Annotated in this window: 18 protein-coding genes; 5 read left to right on the forward strand and 13 right to left on the reverse strand. The window is 64.6% G+C overall.

The window, feature by feature from the left end; translation table 11 throughout:
- Positions 1-50: 50 nt before the first annotated feature.
- Both ACNJX9_RS03900 and ACNJX9_RS03905 read right to left on the reverse strand, forming a co-directional pair.
- On the reverse strand, positions 51-1,718 hold the full coding sequence (locus tag ACNJX9_RS03900) for a tetratricopeptide repeat protein (protein WP_439407857.1): 1,668 nt from the start codon (positions 1,716-1,718) through the stop codon (positions 51-53).
- Entirely contained in the window at positions 1,715-1,858 is a 144-nt protein-coding gene (locus ACNJX9_RS03905) for a hypothetical protein (protein ID WP_157083556.1), read from the reverse strand. The genes ACNJX9_RS03900 and ACNJX9_RS03905 overlap by 4 nt, the downstream gene beginning before the upstream one ends.
- A 128-nt stretch (positions 1,859-1,986) precedes the next feature.
- On the opposite strand from ACNJX9_RS03905, the gene ACNJX9_RS03910 reads away from it, so the two are divergent.
- Positions 1,987-3,675 (forward strand): methyl-accepting chemotaxis protein, encoded by a 1,689-nt coding sequence (locus tag ACNJX9_RS03910; protein ID WP_439407858.1) that lies wholly within the window; start codon positions 1,987-1,989, stop codon positions 3,673-3,675.
- A 12-nt stretch (positions 3,676-3,687) separates the two neighbouring features.
- On the opposite strand, the gene ACNJX9_RS03915 is transcribed toward ACNJX9_RS03910, so the two are convergent.
- The 5 genes from ACNJX9_RS03915 to ACNJX9_RS03935 form a co-directional block, all read right to left on the reverse strand.
- The gene (locus tag ACNJX9_RS03915; RefSeq protein ID WP_439407859.1) at positions 3,688-6,819 is read right to left on the reverse strand and encodes an efflux RND transporter permease subunit; all 3,132 of its coding nucleotides are present in this window, start codon (positions 6,817-6,819) and stop codon (positions 3,688-3,690) included.
- On the reverse strand, positions 6,816-10,001 hold the full coding sequence (locus ACNJX9_RS03920; protein ID WP_439407860.1) for an efflux RND transporter permease subunit: 3,186 nt from the start codon (positions 9,999-10,001) through the stop codon (positions 6,816-6,818). The genes ACNJX9_RS03915 and ACNJX9_RS03920 overlap by 4 nt, the downstream gene beginning before the upstream one ends.
- A gap of 8 nt (positions 10,002-10,009) precedes the next feature.
- Complete coding sequence (locus tag ACNJX9_RS03925) at positions 10,010-11,242, reverse strand: efflux RND transporter periplasmic adaptor subunit (RefSeq protein WP_439407861.1); 1,233 nt, start codon at positions 11,240-11,242, stop codon at positions 10,010-10,012.
- A 308-nt stretch (positions 11,243-11,550) separates the two neighbouring features.
- Positions 11,551-12,648 (reverse strand): glycoside hydrolase family 3 N-terminal domain-containing protein, encoded by a 1,098-nt coding sequence (locus ACNJX9_RS03930; protein WP_439407862.1) that lies wholly within the window; start codon positions 12,646-12,648, stop codon positions 11,551-11,553.
- 201 nt (positions 12,649-12,849) lie between these two features.
- Positions 12,850-14,175: an MFS transporter gene (locus ACNJX9_RS03935; RefSeq protein ID WP_439407863.1), complete on the reverse strand. Its 1,326-nt coding sequence runs from the start codon at positions 14,173-14,175 to the stop codon at positions 12,850-12,852.
- A 111-nt stretch (positions 14,176-14,286) separates the two neighbouring features.
- Here ACNJX9_RS03935 and ACNJX9_RS03940 point away from each other — a divergent pair, with 111 nt between their 5' ends.
- The 3 genes from ACNJX9_RS03940 (at position 14,287) to ACNJX9_RS03950 (ending at position 15,686) form a co-directional block, all read left to right on the forward strand.
- Positions 14,287-14,883 (forward strand): TetR/AcrR family transcriptional regulator, encoded by a 597-nt coding sequence (locus ACNJX9_RS03940; protein WP_439407864.1) that lies wholly within the window; start codon positions 14,287-14,289, stop codon positions 14,881-14,883.
- A gap of 160 nt (positions 14,884-15,043) precedes the next feature.
- On the forward strand, positions 15,044-15,214 hold the full coding sequence (locus ACNJX9_RS03945; RefSeq protein ID WP_439407865.1) for a hypothetical protein: 171 nt from the start codon (positions 15,044-15,046) through the stop codon (positions 15,212-15,214).
- A 10-nt stretch (positions 15,215-15,224) separates the two neighbouring features.
- Positions 15,225-15,686 (forward strand): hypothetical protein, encoded by a 462-nt coding sequence (locus tag ACNJX9_RS03950; protein ID WP_439407866.1) that lies wholly within the window; start codon positions 15,225-15,227, stop codon positions 15,684-15,686.
- 70 nt (positions 15,687-15,756) lie between these two features.
- Here ACNJX9_RS03950 and ACNJX9_RS03955 read toward each other — a convergent pair whose 3' ends face one another.
- The 6 genes from ACNJX9_RS03955 to ACNJX9_RS03980 all read right to left on the reverse strand — a co-directional run bounded on the left by ACNJX9_RS03955 (position 15,757) and on the right by ACNJX9_RS03980 (position 18,896).
- Positions 15,757-16,185, reverse strand: a complete 429-nt coding sequence (locus tag ACNJX9_RS03955) for a hypothetical protein (protein ID WP_439407867.1) — start codon at positions 16,183-16,185, stop codon at positions 15,757-15,759.
- 20 nt (positions 16,186-16,205) lie between these two features.
- Positions 16,206-16,559, reverse strand: coding sequence for a hypothetical protein (locus ACNJX9_RS03960; RefSeq protein WP_439407868.1), 354 nt, complete (start codon positions 16,557-16,559; stop codon positions 16,206-16,208).
- A 62-nt stretch (positions 16,560-16,621) separates the two neighbouring features.
- Positions 16,622-17,158 carry a hypothetical protein gene (locus ACNJX9_RS03965; RefSeq protein ID WP_439407869.1) on the reverse strand — a complete coding sequence of 179 codons (537 nt, stop codon included), beginning with the start codon at positions 17,156-17,158 and terminating at the stop codon, positions 16,622-16,624.
- Positions 17,155-17,316, reverse strand: coding sequence for a hypothetical protein (locus tag ACNJX9_RS03970; protein WP_157083636.1), 162 nt, complete (start codon positions 17,314-17,316; stop codon positions 17,155-17,157). The genes ACNJX9_RS03965 and ACNJX9_RS03970 overlap by 4 nt, the downstream gene beginning before the upstream one ends.
- Positions 17,317-17,505: 189 nt before the next feature.
- Positions 17,506-18,528: an LLM class flavin-dependent oxidoreductase gene (locus ACNJX9_RS03975; protein ID WP_057751938.1), complete on the reverse strand. Its 1,023-nt coding sequence runs from the start codon at positions 18,526-18,528 to the stop codon at positions 17,506-17,508.
- Between the two features lie 152 nt (positions 18,529-18,680).
- Positions 18,681-18,896 (reverse strand): hypothetical protein, encoded by a 216-nt coding sequence (locus ACNJX9_RS03980; RefSeq protein ID WP_157083637.1) that lies wholly within the window; start codon positions 18,894-18,896, stop codon positions 18,681-18,683.
- Between the two features lie 149 nt (positions 18,897-19,045).
- Between ACNJX9_RS03980 and ACNJX9_RS03985 the strand changes: the two genes are divergently transcribed.
- Positions 19,046-19,522 carry a hypothetical protein gene (locus ACNJX9_RS03985; RefSeq protein WP_439407870.1) on the forward strand — a complete coding sequence of 159 codons (477 nt, stop codon included), beginning with the start codon at positions 19,046-19,048 and terminating at the stop codon, positions 19,520-19,522.
- The last annotated feature ends 15 nt before the right edge of the window (positions 19,523-19,537 follow it).

Raw genomic sequence — 19,537 nt, forward strand, 5'->3', positions numbered from 1 at the left:
GGAGCCACAAACATGTGCCGGCCGGCGATGTTCGCCGCCTCTCGGGGGGCTCAAGCTCCGAAGGCGGCGGCGAGGACCCGCAATTCGTCCCTGAGGCGATCAAGCACGGTCTCATAGTCACGCGTCTCGGTCTGGCGAAACAGCCGCACGCTCGGATACCAGGGGCTGTCGGTGCGATCGAGCAGCCAGCGGTAGTCGGGCGTCCATGGCAGCAGGATCCAGGTCGGTCGACCAAGGGCGCCGGCGAGATGGGCGACGCTGGTGTCGACGGTGATGACGAGATCGAGACAGCTGATCAAGGCGGCAGTCTCGGTGAAGTCGGTGAGTTCTGCGGTCAGGTCGAGAATGTCGCTTCTCTCGCGCAACACCGCCGCATCGTGCGGCCGCGGCGCCTTTTGCAGGCTGACAAAGCTGACATCGACGTCGAGGATGCGCGACAACGTTCGCAACGGAATCGAGCGCGTCTCGTCGTTCACGTGCGAAGGATCGCCGGACCAGACCAGGCCGACCCGGAGCCTGGTGCGAGGACAAAGCCTGCTGTCCCAGGCCTGAACGCGGCTGTCCGGCGGAGTGGGCAGATACTGTCCGGACGGGATCGTGTCGAGACGGGTGTTGAAGGCGAGCGGAAGGCTGGAGATCGGGCAGTGCAGATCGAAATCGGGCAGCGTGCCCATCGCCGACATCGGCACGCAGACGGATGCACCGCTCAAGTCAGACATCAGCCGATGCAGCGGATCCTGAACGGCAAGGAGAACGCGCGCACCGCGCGCGGCCAGCATCGGGACGTAGCGGGCGAAGTGAACGGTGTCGCCCAATCCCTCGTCCACAGCGATCAGGATCGTCCTGCCTTCTACGTTCTCGTCACCAAGCCACATCGGTTGCGGAAAGGGAGGATATTTTGACGAAGGCAGCTTCGACCGCGTCTGGTGCCCGAGCCAGCCGGCTTCGAAATTGCCGGTCAGGAGCTGGGCCAGCGACACATTCCACGCGGTCACCTCATTGCTTAAGCCCAGCGAAATCATGCGGTCGGACAGCGCGAACAGCTCGTCGAAGCGATGAAGGTGAAACAGCGCGACCAGTCTGTTGTCGAAGGCATCGGCAAAGCGCGGTGCCAGCGCGATGGCCTTTTCGAACCAGACCAGCGCCTCTTCGTTGCGGCGAAGCCGCCTGAGCGCAAGGCCGAGATTGTTGCAGGTCTCGGCATCACCGGGGTCGAGCCGGTGCGCCCGCGCGCCTTCGGTCGCGGACTCCTCGTACCGCTTCAGGCCATAGAGAACCCATGCGCGCGTGCGCAGCGTCGGGGCATGGTCCGGCAACAGCCTGACGCTCTCGTCAAGACGCGCAAGAGCCTCCTCGTTGCGCCCGAGCTTGTGGAGCAGAATTCCGCTTTGGCACCATAGGCCAGCATCCTCACGCCGAAGCTGGATCGCCTTGTCGAGCACCGCCAGGGCCTCGTCGCAACGTCCATGCAACTGCAGCACGGTTGCGAAGCTCGCGAGATATTCCGCCTTGGGGGCACGCCTGATAGCGCGGACGATCCATTCCAGGGCGTCGTTGTATTGACGCGCCTCGAGATGCAGCAGCCCCATGAGATGCTGGGCGTCGGTATGCTCGGCATCGATTCCGAGGGCCTGCTGGTAGCAGGCACGCGCGTCGAGATGCCGTCCTGCCTGAAAATGCGCAAGGCCCGCTTCGCAGAAGGCGGCGGCTGTGCTCATTGCTGCTCGGTCCCATGAATGGCGAATGGCCACCTCAGCAGCACGAGATTGCGCGAGGCTTGCGGCCGCTCCGGACGGTCGATTGCGGCCATCGTCTCCCGCACCGCCGACAAAAGCGACAACAGCGACGCGGCGCTCATGCGGATTTATCCACGAGGACGAACCAATTCTCAATCGCTCTCGAAGGTGGAAGTCGTATCCTTAACGTAGATGTAATGAGTGCTCCATATTGGTTCCCGCGCCACAAACCTGGCACCGGAGCGCTATGATGAAACTGATCAACAATCTCCCGATCGCGGCAAAATTGGGCGGGCTTATCGTCCTCGCATTGCTGGGCTTGGGGGTTGCGGGTCTCCAAGCTGCTCGCCTGATGAGCGACCAGCTCCTGGCCGACCGGACTGAGCAAGCGCGCACGATCGTGGATATCGCCAAGAATGTCGCGCTGGAGCTCCAGAAGCAGGTCGATGCCGGTCGGATGACCAAGGAGCAGGCGATCCAGGAATTTGCCAAGCGCACGGCAAGCATGACCTACGACAAAGGCGAAGGTTACCTCTTCGTGTACACGATGGACGGCGTGCTGCTTGCGCACCCTGACTTGAAGCTGATCGGCACCGATCGGCTGGATGCCGTGACTGGCGGCCGCAAGCTGATTCGCGAGTTGCGCGACGGCGTGGCCTCCAAGGGCGAAGTCACCTTGAGCTATGAGCACACCAAGACGGGCGAGACCCGGCTGTCGCGGAAGTTGACATATGCGGCCGGCATTCCCGGATGGAGCGTGTTCGTCGGTACAGGCGCTTACCTCGACGATTTGGAGGCCAAGCTTTGGCCGATCATCCGATCGTTGGGCTTCTCGATGCTCGTGATTGCCTGCGTCACCGGGCTCGCCGCCTGGCTCACCGCACGCGGGATTACCGTTCCACTCGGGCTGCTGCGAGACAGCATGCGCAAACTCGCGAGCGGCGATCTTCAGGTAACGGTTGCCAACGGCGGGCGGCGTGACGAGATCGGCTCGATGGCCGAGACCGTTCAGGTGTTCAAGGACAACGCCATCCGTATCCGAGGGCTTGAGCAGAAGGAGGCTGAAGCGCAGCAGCAAGCCATCGCCGATCGCCGTGCGGCCATGGCGGCGCTTGCCGACGGGTTCGAACGCAGTGTCGACGGCGTGGTGCGCGCTGTCGGCCTCTCCGCGGGTGAAATGCAGACCGCCGCAGAATCCATGACGGCGACTGCCGGCGACGCCAGCCAGCGCGCGGCTACCGTAGGTCAGGCTTCGGAAAAAGCCCTCGGCAACGTACAAGCCGTTGCTGCGGCGGCCGAGGAGCTTTCGGCCTCCGTCGCCGAGATCTCACGCCAAATGCTGCAATCGAGCGAGATCGCGCGGCGTGCTGTCAGCGAGGCCGAGCAGACCAATTCGACGGTGCAGCAATTGTCGGGTGGCGCCGAGAAAATCGGAGCGGTCGTCCAACTGATCCAAAACATTGCCGAGCAGACCAATTTGCTGGCACTCAACGCCACCATCGAGGCTGCGCGCGCCGGCGATGCCGGCCGGGGCTTCGCCGTGGTCGCATCCGAGGTCAAGGCGCTGGCCACTCAGACCGCCAAGGCGACGGAGGAAATCTCGACCCAAGTGTCGAGCATGCAGGCGACAACCGGCGAAGCGGTCGTGGCGATCAATGGTATTGCAGGGACCATTGGCAAGATGAGCGAGATTGCGATCGCGATCTCATCTGCGGTGGAAGAACAAGGCGCGGCGACGCAGGAGATCGCTCGCAACATTCAATCCGCCGCGCAGGGCTCGAGCGAGATCACGAGCCATATCGGCGGGGTGAGCAAAGCGGCCACGGCTACCGGCTCCGCTGCGTCCGAAGTGTTGCGCGGCGCGCGCGAACTCGACCAGCAGGCCGGAACGCTGCGCATGGCGGTTGACGGATTCCTGCGCCAGGTTCGAGCGAGCTGAAAAGCTGAGGCGTCAGGTCTGAGGGCTCGCCGCGGGTCCGACCTGGTCAACCGGACGCGCGGCATCGAAAATTTGGCCGTCCATTCCGAGGTCCTGACCCGCGCGCATCTTCTTCCGCCGGAGCCCGTCCAGGATCAGGTACATCGCCGGCGTCGAGTACAGCGTGAACAGCTGGGCGACGACCAGGCCGCCCATGATGGTGATGCCGAGCGGCTGGCGGATCTCGAAGCCGGGGCCGGTGCCGAGCGCGATCGGGACGGCGCTTAAGAAAGCCGCCAGCATCGTCATGGTGATGGGGCGCGCCCGCAGCCGTGCCGCGAGCAGGATGGCATCGCGCGCAGCGAGGCCGCGATTTCGCTCCGCATCGAGCGCATAGTCGACCATCATGATCGCGTTCTTCATCACCATGCCGACCAAAAGGATGCAGGCGATGGTGGTCACCAGCGTGAACTGCGTTTTGGTCGCCCACAGCGCGACCAGCGCGCCGAAGGCGGTCGGCGGCAAGGTCGAGAGAATCGTCAGCGGATGGACATAGCTTTCGTAGAGCATGCCGAGCGCGAGGTAGATCGTGATCAGCGCTGCCGCGAACAGGGCCGCCTGCTTGACGATCGATTTGTCCGCTTCCTTGGCTTCGCCGCGGAATTCGGCCTTGATGTCGTCGGGCAGTTTTGCAGCAAGCTCTTCCTTGCGGATCGAGGTGATGGCGTCGCCGATCGAGGTGCCGGGCTTGATGTCGAACGAAATCGTCGCGGCCGGAAACTGGGCGCTGTGACGGACCCACATCGCGGCATGCGCGCGCTGCGGCCGGGTCAGGGCCGTCAGCGGCACCGCTTTGCCGCTGGCGCTCGGCACGTAGATCTGGCTGATGGACTCGGGGCCGGTTGCCGCCTGCGGCTCGACCTCGAAGATCACGCGCGAATAATTGGTCGGCAAGAACAACAGATTGACCTGTCTCTGGCCGAAGGCGTCGTTGAGCGTGTTGTCGATCGCAACCGGCGTGACGCCGAGCATCGCGGCGCGAACGCGGTCGATGGTCAGCCCGGCCTGCAAGCCGCCGGTTTCCCAGCTCGGGATGACGTCGATGATTTGAGGGATGCCGCGGACGCGGCGGACCATGTTCTCCGCGGCCCGTATCACCTCGTCCTCGTCGATGCCCCAGAGCGTATATTGGTAACGCGAGCCGCTGGACTGAACGCCGAGATTGAGATCCTGCAGCGGCACGAAGAAGACGCGGACGCCGTCGATCCGGTCCATGCGCTCGCGCAAGCGCGCGATCACCTGCTGAATCGACAGCTTGCGCACGTCAGGCGGCTTGAGCGCAACCAGCATCTGCCCGACGCTGAGCGCATTGCCATTGCCCTCGCCGATGAAGGACGTCAGGCCCGAGATCGCGGGATCCTGCAGGATCGCCTCGCCGACGGCGCGCTGCCGGTCCTCCATGGACAGGAACGAGATGTTGGAAGGAGCCACCGTCCGCACGAACATCACGCCGGTGTCCTGGGTCGGCATGAAACCTTTCGGCAGTTGCAGATAGAGCCAGACGCTGGCCCCGGTCAGGGCTGTGATCACAAGGGCGGTGAGAAAACGATGACGCAGCGTCCAGTCGAGGCTGCGCGCATAGAAGGTGCGTCGCGCAGGTAGCGCATCGGGATTGTGCAGCCGCCGCCGGCCGCGATCGAGCAGATGACCGCACATCATCGGCGTCAGCGTCAGCGAGATCACCGCGGAGGATACGATGGCGACAACCAGCGTCACACCGAACTCGCGGAAATAGCGCCCGACGACGTCGGGCATGAACAGGATCGGAATGAGCGCCGCGATCAGGGCGACGGTGATGGCGACGACCGTGAAGGCCATCTGCCTGGCGCCGTTGATGGCGGCCTTCAGCGCCGGCTCGCCCTCGGACATGCGGCGGATGATGTTCTCGATCATGACGATGGCATCGTCCACGACGAAGCCGGCGGCGATGGTCAGCGCCATCAGCGACAGATTGTCGAGGCTGAAGCCGCACAGGTTCATCACGAACAGCGTCGCCGCCAGCGAGACGGGTATCGTGACGCTCGGGATCACGGTCGCCCAGAACCGCCGCAGGAACAGCGCGATGACCAGCACGACCAGCACTGATGCGATCACCAGCGTGAGCTTGACGTCGTTCACGGCGGCCCGGATCAGCGTGGTGCGGTCATAGACCGTGTGCAGCTTGATGCCGGGCGGCAGCCAGCGCTGGATTTCCGGCAGCTCGGCCTTGATGGCATCGACGGTGTCGACGATGTTGGCGTCCGATTGCTTGTAGACGAACAGGACGATGCCGCGCTCGGTGCCGTACCATCCGGCAAGGCGGTTGTTGATGACGCTGTCGGTGACGGAGGCGACGTCGCCGAGCTTGACAGGGGCGCCGTTGCGCCAGGCCAGCACGATGTCGCGATAGTCGGAAGCCTGAAGCAACTGGTCGTTGGCCTCGATGGTCAGGCGCTGACCGTCGACCGACACGGCGCCCTTCGGCAGGTTCTGCGATGCATTGAGGACCGCGATGCGCGCCGCTTCCAGCGACAGGTTCATCGCGGCGAGCCGGGCCGGTGACGCCTGGACGCGCACCGCGCTTCGCTCGGCGCCGCTGACGACGATGCGCGCGACACCCGGCAGCTGCGACAGTTTTGGCGAGATCACGCCGTCGGCAAGGCTGTAGACCTCGCCTGGGGTGAACACGTCGCTGGTCAAGGCGAGCGCCACGACCGCCGCGCCCGCGGGGTTCGCCTTCCAATAGGTCGGCGGCCACGGGCCCTTCGGCAGGTTCGGGCCCGCCGCGTTGATGGCGGCCTGGACCGCGCCGGCAGCGGCGTCGAGGTCGACCGAAAGCTCGAACTGCACCGTGATGCTGGTGCCGCCCATGGCGCTGAACGAGGTGATTTCGGTGACGCCGGGGATCAGCGCGAGCGTGGTCTCGAGCGGCTGCGACAGCGCATTCGCAACCGTTGCCGGGCTGGCGCCGGGGAACGGTGCATAGATCCCGATCGTGGGCCGCTCCACCGCCGGCACCGATGCGATCGGCAGGCGGAAATAGGCGACGCAGCCGAGCAGGAACACGCCGATCATCAGCAGCGTCGTCGCCACCGGCCGCAGCACGAATTGTGCGGTGATGCTCACGGCACCGGTCGCTCCGCCTGCGGCAGCGCCGCCGGACGATCGACGGGTGCGGAACGCCATCCGAACCGGGTGCGCAGCGAGGCAAATGCCAGATAGACAACGGGCGTCGTATAGAGCGTGAGGATCTGGGAGACGATCAGTCCGCCCACGATGGAAATGCCGAGCGGCTGGCGCAGCTCGGATCCGGTGCCCGCGCCGATCGCCAGCGGCAGCGCGCCGAACAGCGCCGCCATCGTCGTCATCATGATCGGACGGAAACGGAGGATGCAGGCCTGCCTGATCGCGTCGAACGAGGATGCGCCGTCCTCGCGCTCGGCCGCGAGCGCGAAGTCCACCATCATGATGGCGTTCTTCTTGACGATGCCGATCAGGAGGATGATGCCGATCAGCGAGATCAGGTTGAGATCCTGCCGGTACAGCATCAGCGCCAGCAGCGCGCCGATGCCGGCCGACGGCAATGTCGACAGGATCGTGATCGGATGGATGTAGCTCTCATAGAGCATGCCGAGGATCAGGTAGACGGTCACGATCGCGGCCAGCAGCAGCCATTTCTCGTCGCTGAGCGAGTTGGCGAACTCGGCGGCCGTGCCGATCAGCCTGGTGGTGACCGCATCCGGCAGTCCGATGTCGCGCTCGGTCTTGCGCAGCGCCTCCGTCGCGTGGCTCAGCGACACGCCGTCGGCCAGGTTGAAGGAAATCGTCGTGGCGGGAAACAGGCCCTGGTGCGAGATCAATAGCGGGGCGTGCTGCCGCTCGATCCGCGCGAAAGCCGACAGCGGCACCGGCGCGGAGGCCTTGCTGAAGGCGCCGCTGAAGCCGCCGGTCTGCTGATCGATGGTGCTGGCCTGGGCCGCGGCCGCAGTCAGATAGATCTTCCCGAGGATATCAGGATCGTTGCGCAGCGTCGGATCGACCTCGATGATCACGTGGTACTGCGTCAGCGGTCCGAACACCGTTGCGATCTGACGCTGGCCGAAGGCGTCATACAGCGTCTGGTCGATCGTGTTCAGGCTGACGCCGTAGCTCGCCGCGAGCTGGCGGTCGATGGTGACGGACATCTGCAGGCCTTCGTCCTGGCGGTCGTCGGCGACGTCGGCGAGCTCCGGGCGCTTGCGTAAGCCGTCGACCAGGCGGCGGCTCCAGAGCCGGAGCTCGTCCTCGTCGAGATCCTGCAGCGCATATTGGTATTGCGTGCGCGCGACGCGCGACTCGATCTGAAGGTCCTGCGCCGGCTGCAAATGCAGCGTGATGCCGTGAACGCCCTCGACCGCATGTTGCAGCCGCGCCATCACGGCCGCCGCGGACGATTTCCGCGCGTCGGGGCTGCCGATATCGATGTAGAGCCGGCCGCTGTTCAAGGTCGTGTTGACCGAGCCGATGCCGACGAAGCTGCCGACGGTGACGACATCAGGATCGCGCGCGATCACGGCGGCGAGCTGTTGCTGCCGCTCCGCCATCGCCGCAAAGGAGATGTCCTGGGCCGCGTCGGTGGTGCCGATCAGCAGACCCGTGTCCTGCAGGGGCAGGAAGCCCTTGGGGATCGCGACGTACAGCATCCCGGTCGCCACCAGCGTGAGCACCGTGAAGGCGAGCGTGAGGCCACGGTGCCTCAGCACCCAATCGAGGCCCCAGAGATAGAAGCTCGCGGAGGCCTCGAAGCCGCGCTCGCTGATCCGGTACAGCAAGCCGTGCTGTGCATCGGGATCCTCGTGTCGCAACAGCTGTGCGCACATCATCGGGGTCAATGTCAGCGAGACCAGGCCGGATATGACGACCGCAATGGACAAGGTGATGGCGAATTCCCGGAACAGCCGGCCGACCACGCCGCCCATCAGCAACAGCGGGATGAACACGGCGATCAGCGAGACCGTCAGCGAGACGATGGTGAAGCCGATCTGCCGCGCGCCCTTCAAGGCTGCTTGCAGCGGCTCCTCGCCGTCCTCGACATAGCGCGCGATGTTCTCGATCATCACGATGGCGTCGTCGACAACGAAGCCTGACGCAATCGTCAGCGCCATCAGCGAAAGATTGTCGAGGTTGAAGCCGCACAGCGCCATGACGCCGAAGGTCGCGATCAGCGACACCGGCAGCGTGACGCTCGGGATCACCGTCGCCCACAGCTTGCGCAGGAAGATGAAGATAACAAGCACCACCAGTGCGACGGTCAGCACCAGCGTGAACTGCACGTCGTGGATCGCGGCGCGGATCGTCGTGGTGCGGTCGCTGACGACGGAGATCTTCAGTGCTGCGGGCAAGGAATCCTGCAGCTTCGGCAAGACGCTCTTGATCGCGTCCACGACCTCGATCGTGTTGGCGCCGGGCTGGCGCTGGATGTCCAGCAGCACGGCGCGCTCGCCCTGGAACCAGGCCGCCTCCTCGGAATCCTCGACACTATCGATGGCGGTGCCGACATCGCGCAGCAGCACCGGCGCGCCGTTGCGATAGGCGATCACCGCGTCCTGATAAGCCTCCGCCGTAAAGAGCTGGTCGTTGGTGTCGACGTGAAACGCCTGCCTCGGACCATCGAGCGAGCCCTTGGGATTGTCTGCGGTGGTCGCGGCAATGCCGCGGCGGACGTCGTCGAGCGAGAGGCCGAGCCCGGCCAGCCGAGTCGGGTTCATTTGCAGGCGCACCGCGCGGGTGTGCCCGCCCTCGATGCTGACGGCGCCGACGCCCGGAATCTGCGACAGCTTCGGCACCAGAATGGTCGCGGCGTGATCATTGGCCTCGTGCAGCGCCATCGTCTTTGAGGTCAGCGCCAGGATCAGCACCGGCGTGTCGGCCGGATTGACCATGCGATAGGTCGGCGGGCTCGGCAGCTGCTCGACCGGAATCCAGCCCGCGGCCGCGTTGATGCGCGCCTGCACGTCCTGCGCGGCCGCGTCGATCTTGCGCGAGAGGTCGAACTGCAGCGTGATCTGGCTGTAGCCGTAGGAGCTGGTCGAGCTCATGTCGGTCAGCCCCGAGATCGTGCCGAAATAATGCTCCAGCGGCGCGGTGATCGAGGTTGCGACGACGGTTGCCGAAGCGCCGGGATAGCGCGTCACCACCTGGATGGTGGGAAAGTCGACATTCGGCAGCGGCGCGATCGGCAGCTCACGATAGCCGAGCATGCCCAGCAGCACGACCGCGACGATCATCAGCGTCGTTGCGATCGGCCGGAGGATGAAGGGCGCGGACATGGCGGACCTCAGTCAACGCGCGGCTCGGAACGCGGCTGAGCGGTGGGCTGCGCCTTGGCGGTCGGCGTCTGGCCCTCGATGGTGATGCGGGACCCGTTCTCGAGCCGGTAATAACCGTCGGTGACCACGCGCTCACCCCTCGCGAGGCCCTTGTCGATCAGCGCGCGCCCGTCAAAGATCTGTCCGACCGTGACGGGGCGGAAGGCGGCGGTGTCGTCCGCCTTCGCGACCCAGACGAAGTCCCCGCGCGGCCCGTGCCGCACGGCAATCGCGGGCGCGGTGATCGCGTTCTTGCGCGTGTCCACCGTGATCCGCCCGTTGGCGAAATTGCCCGGCCAGAGCTTGAGCGTCTTGTTGGGAAAGCTCGCCTTCAGCTTGATCGTGCCGCTGGCCTGGTCGACCTGGTTGTCGACCAGCGTGATCGTGCCCTTGTCGAGCTCGACCGAGTTGTCGGCGGTGAGCGCGACCACCGGCGCCTCGGTCTGGCCGAGACTGAGCCGGGTCTGGCCGACCGCGACCGCGGCGAGCGTGTAGATCACCGAGATCGGCTGCAATTGCGTCACGGTGACGATGGTCGTCGGCGACACCGCGCGCACATAATTGCCCTGGTCGACCAGGCGGATGCCGAGCCGGCCGCCGATCGGCGCGCGAATGTTGGTGAAGCCGAGCTGCGTGCGCGCATATTCGATCTGGGCGTCGTCGTTGCGCACCTGCGCCTTGTACTGCTCGACCAGCGCATGCTGCTGGTCCACGACCTGCCGCGAGATCGCGGCGGTCTTGATCAGCGCGTCATAGCGCTCCATGTCGATCTGGGCGCCGTCGAGCAGCGCCCGGTCCTTCTGCCTGACCGCGAGTTGCTGATCGAGCTGGGCCTGGAACGGGCGCGGATCGATCACGGCGAGAATGTCGCCCTGCTTGACGTCCTGGCCTTCCTGGAAAAGGATTTGCACGATCTCGCCGTCGACCCGGCTCTGCACGTTGACGGTGTTGGAGGCCTGGATGGTGCCGATACCGGTCAGGTAGATCGGCACGTCCTCCGCCTTAGCAGTGGCGACCTTCACCGCGACCGGCGGCCTTGGCGGAGGCGCCGCGGCGGGACCTTGCTCGGCTTCCGCTGCCGGCATGAAGGGCAGCGCGAACGGGAGCTTGAGGCTCTTGATGTCATCTCTGAAATGATAGGCGGCATAGCCTGCCGGCAGCACCACCAGCGCGCCGATGAGGAGTTTTGCTGCGCGTTTCACGTTCAAACCCATCACGCTGAGCTGGTCGCCGACGCCGAGTCCCGATGACCCGGACGGCACTTCCTGGCACGAAGCAGCCTGACGCTGCGATTGGCAGGACCATGTGCTACAGTTGGTAACATTAACACGTGTAGCATATTGAGATCAACTGCACTTGCGTTGTTCAACGCCTGGTTGCCGATGGATTTTGACGGGCCTAGAGCATGATCCGGACCCGGAGGCCGCGTCAGCGAAAAGCGTGCAGCGGTTTTCCGGAAAGGTCGTGCACAAACAATAGTCTAAGGCGCGATGATGATTGTCATCGCGCTTTAGACGACTTCGACGGTCGCCGCGTCGAACAGGGTGCCGGCCGTGCGATGGCGGGCGAGCACTTCGGCAGGCAGCTCGGTGACTGCGTTTTGCGCGGTGCTGTCCAGCATCGCGTGGACGCGCCGGCTTGACGCCTTCAGCACCGCCGGATCGAGCTTGCCGGAATCGACGCCGTTGATGATCGACTGGGCTAGGAAGCGCGCGCGTTCGGTGTCGGTCAGATGCGAGCAGATCATCAGCATGTCGTTGCCGGCGGCCACGAAGCGCGCGCCCGAGTCGGGCGCATCCAACCGGCCCGCCATCGCGCGCATGCCGACGTCGTCGGACACGATCACGCCGTCGAACTTCATCGCCTCGCGGAGCAGCCCGTGCGTGATCGCGCGCGACAGCGTCACGGGATCGTTGCGATCGAGCTTCCGGTACAGGATGTGCGACGTCATCATCATGCCGATGCCGCCGGCGATCGCGGCGGCAAACGGCTTCAGCTCGCGCGCCTTGATCTGCTCGAGGTCGAGATCGAGCACCGGCAATTCGTGATGCGAATCCACCTGCGTGTCGCCATGTCCCGGGAAATGCTTGCCGCAGGCGCGCACGCCGCGGCGCTCCATCGCCCTGGTGAAGGGCAGCATCGACCTGATGACGTCATCGGCGGTGCGGCCGAAGGCGCGCTCACCGATCACGGGGTTGGCGGGGTTGCTGTGAATATCCAGCACCGGCGCGAAATTCAGGTTGCAGCCGAGCGAGGCGAGTTCGGCGCCCATGGCGTCGCCGACCTGCTCCGCGGTGCCGGCCCAGCGCGCCGCATAGGAGAAGCGCGTGATCGGCGCCGGCGTGCGGCAGACGCGCCCGCCCTCATGATCGATCGCGATGAACTGCTTGTCTCGCCGGGAGGCGTCGCGGATCGCGGCGATCAGGTCGCGATGAACCGAGAGCCAGTCCCGATACGGCAGATCGTGGCGGAAATTGCTCTTGTAGAGAATGACGCCGGCGGGCCTGAGATCCCGCAGCAGCGCGCGGTCGCGGTCATCGAGGACGCTGGTCGGCTTCAGGCCAATGAAGAAATGGTCGCCGACCGTTGCAAGAAGGGAATCGCTCATCCGCTAGCGCCGCCACAGATTGTCGGGGTTGATGGAAATGGAGCCGGACGCAACGCGAACTCTTAAGGCTCCGGCGCGGGCCTGACGAGTCGCCCGCTTCGCCACCACATTATTTCAAATTCCTTAACGGAATCAATCTTCGAATCCAGCGTATGAGGAACCGGCGCCGGCAAGGTGAGTGCCTTGCCGGCGCCTCCTTTTTCACGCCGCAGCCAGCTGCGGCTGCACCGGCCGCCTGCCGATCATCAGCGACAGCACGGCTGCGACGATGCCGGTCGCACCTGCGATCATGAAGGCCTGCAGGTAATCGCCCTGCGCCGAACGCATGAAGCCGGCGAAGAACGCGGCGCAGGCTGCGCCCAGCTGATGGCCTGCGACCACCCAGCCGAAGATCAGCGGCGCGTTCTTGTCGCCGAAGGCCTCGTTGGCGATGCGCACCGTCGGCGGCACGGTCGCGATCCAGTCGAGGCCGTAGAACACGGCGAACACGGAGAGGCTGACGAAAGAGAAGTCCGAGTAGGGCAGGTAGATCAGCGACAGGCCGCGCAGGCCGTAATAGAAGAACAACAGCTTGCGCGGATCGAAGCGGTCGGTGAGCCAGCCCGACAGCGTGGTGCCGAACAGGTCGAAGAAGCCCATTAGCGCGAGCAGGCTCGCCGCCTGCACCTCGAAGATGCCGTGGTCGCCGCAGAACGCGATCAGATGGGTGCCGACCAGGCCGTTGGTGGTGAAGCCGCAGATGAAGAAGGTCGCGAACAGGAACCAGAAGGTCGGCGTCCTCGCGGCGCGGATGAGGTTGCCGATCGCCGCGACGAACGGATTGCCCTGCGCAGGCGCGGCCGGTTGATCCTCATGGGTGCTGCCATAGGAGCGCAGGCCGATCGCAGAGGGGCGCTCCGGCACCAGGAAATACACCAGCGGGATCAGCGCCGCGCAGCAGGCGGCGACCGTCAGCACCACCGGCTTCCAGCCGCCATATTCGACCAGCGACGCAAGGCCCGGCATGAAGATCAGCGTGCCGGTTGCGGTGCTCGCCGTCAAAAGTCCCATGACAAGGCCGCGATTGGTCGTGAACCAGCGATTGACGATGGTGGCGCCAAGCACGTTGGCGACCGCGCCCGAGCCAATGCCGGAGAGCAGGCCCCAGCTCATGAACAATTGCCACGGCGTGGTCATGAAATAGCTCACGGCCGTCGAGACCGACATCAGCATGAGCGCGCCGAGCACGGTACGGCGGATGCCGAAGCGCTGCATCACCGCCGCGGCGAAGGGACCGGCGAGGCCATAGAGGAAAATGCCGACAGCAGCCGAGGACGAGATCACGCTGACGTCCCAGCCGAAGGCCTTCTGCAGCGGCAGCATGAGGACACCAGGCGCCGCACGCAGGCCGGCGGAGGCCAAGAGCGCCAGGAAAATCACGGCAACGACCACGAAGGCGTAGTTCTGGCCGAACGGCCGCCGCAAGACCGCGGAGGATTGAACGGAGGCAGGTTGAACGGGGGCAGGTTGAACAGGGGATGGGGGCATGTTACTTACCGGTACGTATGGCGATGCGGTATTAGTACGTACCGGTCAGTAACATTGTCAAGCCTGTCTTGGAGGCAGTCTTGGAAGCAGTCTTGGAGGCACGGGAGCCAGATGACGAAAAAAGCCGAGAAACCCGCCAACGCCCCGCTGCGGGCTGCCGACCGCATCCGCGCCTCCGCCAGCGAGCTGTTCTACCGCGAGGGCATCCGCGCCGTCGGCGTCGACGAGGTGGTGGACCGCGCCGGAGTGACAAAACCGAGCCTTTATCGCAGCTTCGCCTCCAAGGACGATCTCGCCGCCGCCTATTTGCGCGACTACGAGGCGAACTTCTGGGAGAATTTCGAGCGCCCCGGTGGCAAGAGCTACAGCAATCCGCGCGACCACGTGCTTGCCTATATCGGCCAGCTTGCGCAGCGCGCGGTGGCCAAGGGCTATCGCGGCTGCGGCCTCAGCAACGCCGCGGTGGAATATCCCGCGCCCGACAATCCCGCCCGGCAGGTCGCCGAAGCGCACAAGAAAGTGTTCCGCAAGCGCCTGCGCGAACTCGCCGCGCAAATGGGCGCGCGCCAGCCGAACGTGCTCGGCGATGCGCTGCTGCTCCTGATCGAAGGCATCTACGTCACCGGCCAGCAATCCGAAGACGGCCCGGCGCAGTCGGCGCTCGCCGCCGCGAAGCTCCTGATCGATGCGAGCGTGAAGGCGGGGTGAGCGGGTCCCTGAACGCTGCGCTCGTCGATGCCGCGCCGCGCATTGCTCTGTGACAGGAACTTCCATTTTTTCCCGACGTTAGACCGGCGGCGCGCACGAGCGGCCGGCTTCGATGAAAAACTTTGCCAACGCGGAATTTTCACCAGAGGTGATCGAGCTCATGACCACCGCCCTGGAAGCTGCGGTCGCGACCCTGCCGGAGCCCGTGCATTCCGCCCATGTCAATGCGCTCGCCGAGTCGATCCTGCGTACGGCCGGAGCGGGCGAGCGCGATGTGACGAACTTGCAGAGGATTGCCTTGCTGGAGCTGCAGCTTGCGCCACGAGACTGATGAGACTGATATGAAGACGAGAGCTGCAATTGTCATCGCACTCTTTGCGGCATGGGCCGTTCCGGCGCAGGCGAGCAACTGGACGACCTATCGCATTCCCGAATCCGGAACCTCCATCGACATTCCCACCTCGATCTTTACCGAGCAGGCCGGAAAGCCCGACGGATACGGCCAGCAATTTCGCACATCCGACGGTGCTGCCGATCTCACCGTGCAGGCCGTTCCTCGCCAGCCCGGGATTTCGCCCGGCGCATTCCTCAAAGCGAAACAACCACCATCGGGAATCGTCTACAAGCGGATCGCGCCTGATTTCTTCGTCGTCTCCAGCATCAAGCGTGACAAGATCTGGTACGACCGCTGCAACTTCACCAGCCGCTACGTGCATTGCGTGCTGATCAATTATCCCGCGACCGAGAAGCGGCAATGGGACGAGGTGGTCACGCGCATCAGCCACAGCCTGAGTGGCGGCTGACCGAACGCAAAAAAGGGCTGCCCGATTGCATCGGGCAGCAGGTCGTGAGGACCAAATTGCTTGCGCGGCTCTAACGCACCGTCGTCGACGTGGTTGACATGTCCGGCTTCGAACCGGGCGTGTGCGACATGGTCTTGGTGGTTGAGCCCACCTCTTCGCCGGCCTTGACCTTGGTGCGGGTGTGCGAGCGGCTGAAGGTGCCGCCCTCATGCGCCTGCGCCCGGGCGTTGGAGTTCATCACCGGTCCGTTGCCCTTGTTCATGTTGACGCCGGTGTGGGATTTGCCGTTGACGGAAGCCGCGCTTCCGCCTGATGCGATCGACGAACCCGTGCTGCCGTTGGCAGAGGTGGAGGTGCCGCCGGTGCCGACCGTGGAAGCGGAGGTGCCGCCCACGGCGGCCGAGCCGCCCGTTCCGCCTGTCATGCTCTTTTGCGCGAGGGCGGGCGATGCGGCGCCGAGCAGAAGTGCGAGCGCCGCGATGGTCAGATGCGTTCTCATGTTTCAATCCTCAACAAATCTCAAGGCGACGAGGTCGAGATCGTGCAGCCATTGACGGTGATGGTGCTGGTACTTGCGGAGCCGGGACCGCCCGCCGTCGAGGACGAGCTCGATACGTTGCCGCCGCCAGCCTGCACATGCACCGACGATCCGCCCGCCGAGCTGGAGCTCGACAGCGAGCCGCTGGATGCGGTCGATCCGGTCGTGCCTGAGCCCGACGCGCCCACCGCGCTGATGCTGCCGTCGGCATGCTTCTCGACCTTGACCTTGCAGGTTTCGCCCGACGCGGTCTTGCCTGACTTCTCGGTGGTTTCGGCAACAGCGGTGGAGCCCATCAAGGCCAGGGTTGCGATCGCAATGATTGATCTGTTCATGCGAGTTCTCCTCCAACACAGACGAAGGAGCGGCATTGCTGCCGCTCCGGAAAGTCAAGGCATCAATCCTTGTCCTTCTTCATCTCGTCCTTGTGGTGGCCCTTGCCCTTTTCCATGCCCATCTCGCCGGCATGACCCGCAGACGAGCCGGCCGCGCCGACGGTCGAGCCGCTCTTGCCGCTGCCGGCTGACGAGCCGCCGGTGCCTACAGTCGATGCCGAGTTGGATGCCGAGCCGGCCGCGGAGCCGCCGGTGCCGACGCTGGACGAGCTCTTGCCGCCGCCCGCGGACGAACCGCCGGTGCCGAGCGTCGAGGCCGAACCGCTGCCCGAGCCACTGCCGGCCGCAGACCCGCCGGTGCCGACGCTGGACGAGCTCTGGCCGCCGCCCGCGGAAGAGCCGCCGGTCCCGAGCGTCGAGGCTGAGCCCGAGCCGCTACCCGATCCCGCCGAAGAGCCGCCCGTGCCGATGGTCGAGTTGCTGGTGCCACCACCAGCCGAAGAGCCGCCGGTGCCGACCGTCGAGCTCGATTGCGCAACGGCGAGAGCCGTGCTGGCCAGCAGAGCAGCCGCAGCCGCAGAAAGTTTCCAAATCCTCATCTTTCGTCTCCTCCAGTTTCTTGCAAAGAATCGCCATGCAGGCACGGGATAAATTGGCAATCGCGCAAACGTTCCTGCGGCGCGATGTCTGCAGCTGATGTTCCGAATTTGAGGTTTTGCAACGCACCGAGCGCGACGACATCATCGCGTCTATTCATCTGATGTTCATTCGCGCCTCACTGAGCGCACGGAGAACAGGTAGCCAGCTTTTCGCTGCGCCGATTTGATCGGCGCACGGTCTGATCTATCTCTGTTGCTTCAGTGCCCCGCGCGAGGAGACAGACGCTTGGCCCGGGAAGATCAAAGCCAGTCAGTCCTGGCTTGCATCGCGAAGCGGCGACCTGGCCTCACCGCCACCCGAGCGCCGGCGCGACATGCTTCAGGATCGCCTCGATCGCATGAGCGCAATAGTCGACGCCGAGCTGGTTCGGAATCGTCAGCAGCAGCGTGTCGGCTTCCGCGATCGCCTCGTCCTGCCTGAGCTGCTCGATCAGCACCTCAGGCTCCGCCGCATAGGAGCGGCCGAAGATCGCCCTTGTCTGTGGATCGATGAAGCCGATCTGGTCCTCGCCACCGCGCTCGCCGCCGAAATAGGCGCGGTCGCGATCATCCATCAGCGCGAAGATGCTGCGGCTGACCGAGACGCGCGGCGTGCGGGTGTGGCCGGCTTCCTTCCACGCGGCGCGATAGGCGCGGATTTGCGCGGCCTGCTGCACGTGAAAGGCTTCGCCGGTTTCGTCGTTCTTCAGCGTCGAGCTCTGCAAATTCATGCCGAGCTTTGCCGCCCACACCGCTGTTGCGTTCGAGCCGGCGCCCCACCAGATGCGTTCGCGCAAGCCCGCCGAATGCGGCTCAAGCCGCAACAGGCCCGGCGGGTTCGGAAACATCGGCTGCGGATTGGGCTGGGCGAAGCCTTCGCCGCGGAGCAGGTCGAGAAACACCTCCGCGTGGCGCCGGCCCATGTCGGCATCGCTCTGGCCCTCCGCCGGGCGATAGCCAAAATAGCGCCAGCCGTCGATCACCTGCTCGGGCGAGCCGCGGCTGATGCCGAGCTGAAGCCGTCCGCCGGCGATGAGATCGGCGCTGCCTGCGTCCTCGACCATGTAGAGCGGGTTCTCGTAGCGCATGTCGATCACGGCCGTGCCAATCTCGATCGTGCTGGTCCTGGCGCCGACGGCGGCAAGCAGCGGGAAGGGCGAGGCCAGCTGCCGCGCGAAATGATGGACGCGGTAATAGGCCCCATCGGCGCCGAGCTGCTCGGCCGCGACCGCCAGCTCGATCGATTGCAGCAGCGTGTCTGCCGCCGAGCGCGTCTGCGACTGTGGCGAGGGGGTCCAGTGTCCGAAGGACAGAAATCCGATCTTTTTCATGGAGGTCATTTAATACAGGCAAGGACGGCGTCAACCGCCTGCGCCGGCGGCCGGATGAGGCCGTGTCCTCGTTGAGGCTGGCCACCTGATGCCCGCTCAACCCCGAACAGCAGCGGCATCGCTCAACCGCTGCTTGGGTGATCCACGCAGAATCAGTCTCCGACCTCGGGTATTCTGGTTTCCTTCCATGGATTTTTTGCGCGCTTGAGCTTCTTTGCGATATCCGTACCCCCTGTCAGCTTTTGAAGAAGGTACTTCACCAAATCCTCGCGCTCTGATTTTTTCGTGAGCGAGAAATGCTTGATGGTGATTTCGAGGCGATCCCGCTTGGGATGGTATTCATGTTGAATCGACGGCCTTTTCGACATCGTTGACCTCTCCGCGAGGGACATGAACCGATCATCCGTCATGCATGCTTCAGTGTACGATCGGCAGTCGTTCGGCACTGTGATTTAGCTTACATTTGCTTCAGCGAAGTCCTGCTACACACTATTTCCCTTCCGGGAGCATTTCGATCATGAGCGCCAAGGTGATTTTGGTCATGCGGCACGCCGAAAAGTCGGACGATCCGCTTGATCCCGACCTCACTCCCGCCGGCAATGCCCGCGCGCAACGGCTGGCTCAATACATTCCAGCGACATTTGGAGCGCCGAAGTGGTTGTTTGCAACCGCTGCTTCAAAGCACAGTCGGCGTCCAATTCAGACGCTGGAGCCTCTTGCCAGGCAATGTCACCTGACCATCGATGAAACCTACGCCGATCAGGACTACGGCGCGCTGGCGCACCACCTTCGCAAGAGCGACGCCTTCGATGAGGCGCTCGTCGTGGTCTGTTGGCATCACGGAAATATCCCGCCGATGATGCATGCGCTGAAGGCATCAGCGGACGCTTATCCGGACCCCTGGAAAGGCGATGTTTTCGATCTCATTCTTCAAGTCGAGTTTGCGAAGGATCGGGAAACGCCCGAGGTCACGAAAGTGCGGGAGCCGTTCTGACGTTGCGCCTGCCGC

The sequence above is a fragment of the Bradyrhizobium sp. BLXBL-03 genome (assembly GCF_051853015.1).
Classification (GTDB): domain Bacteria; phylum Pseudomonadota; class Alphaproteobacteria; order Rhizobiales; family Xanthobacteraceae; genus Bradyrhizobium; species Bradyrhizobium manausense.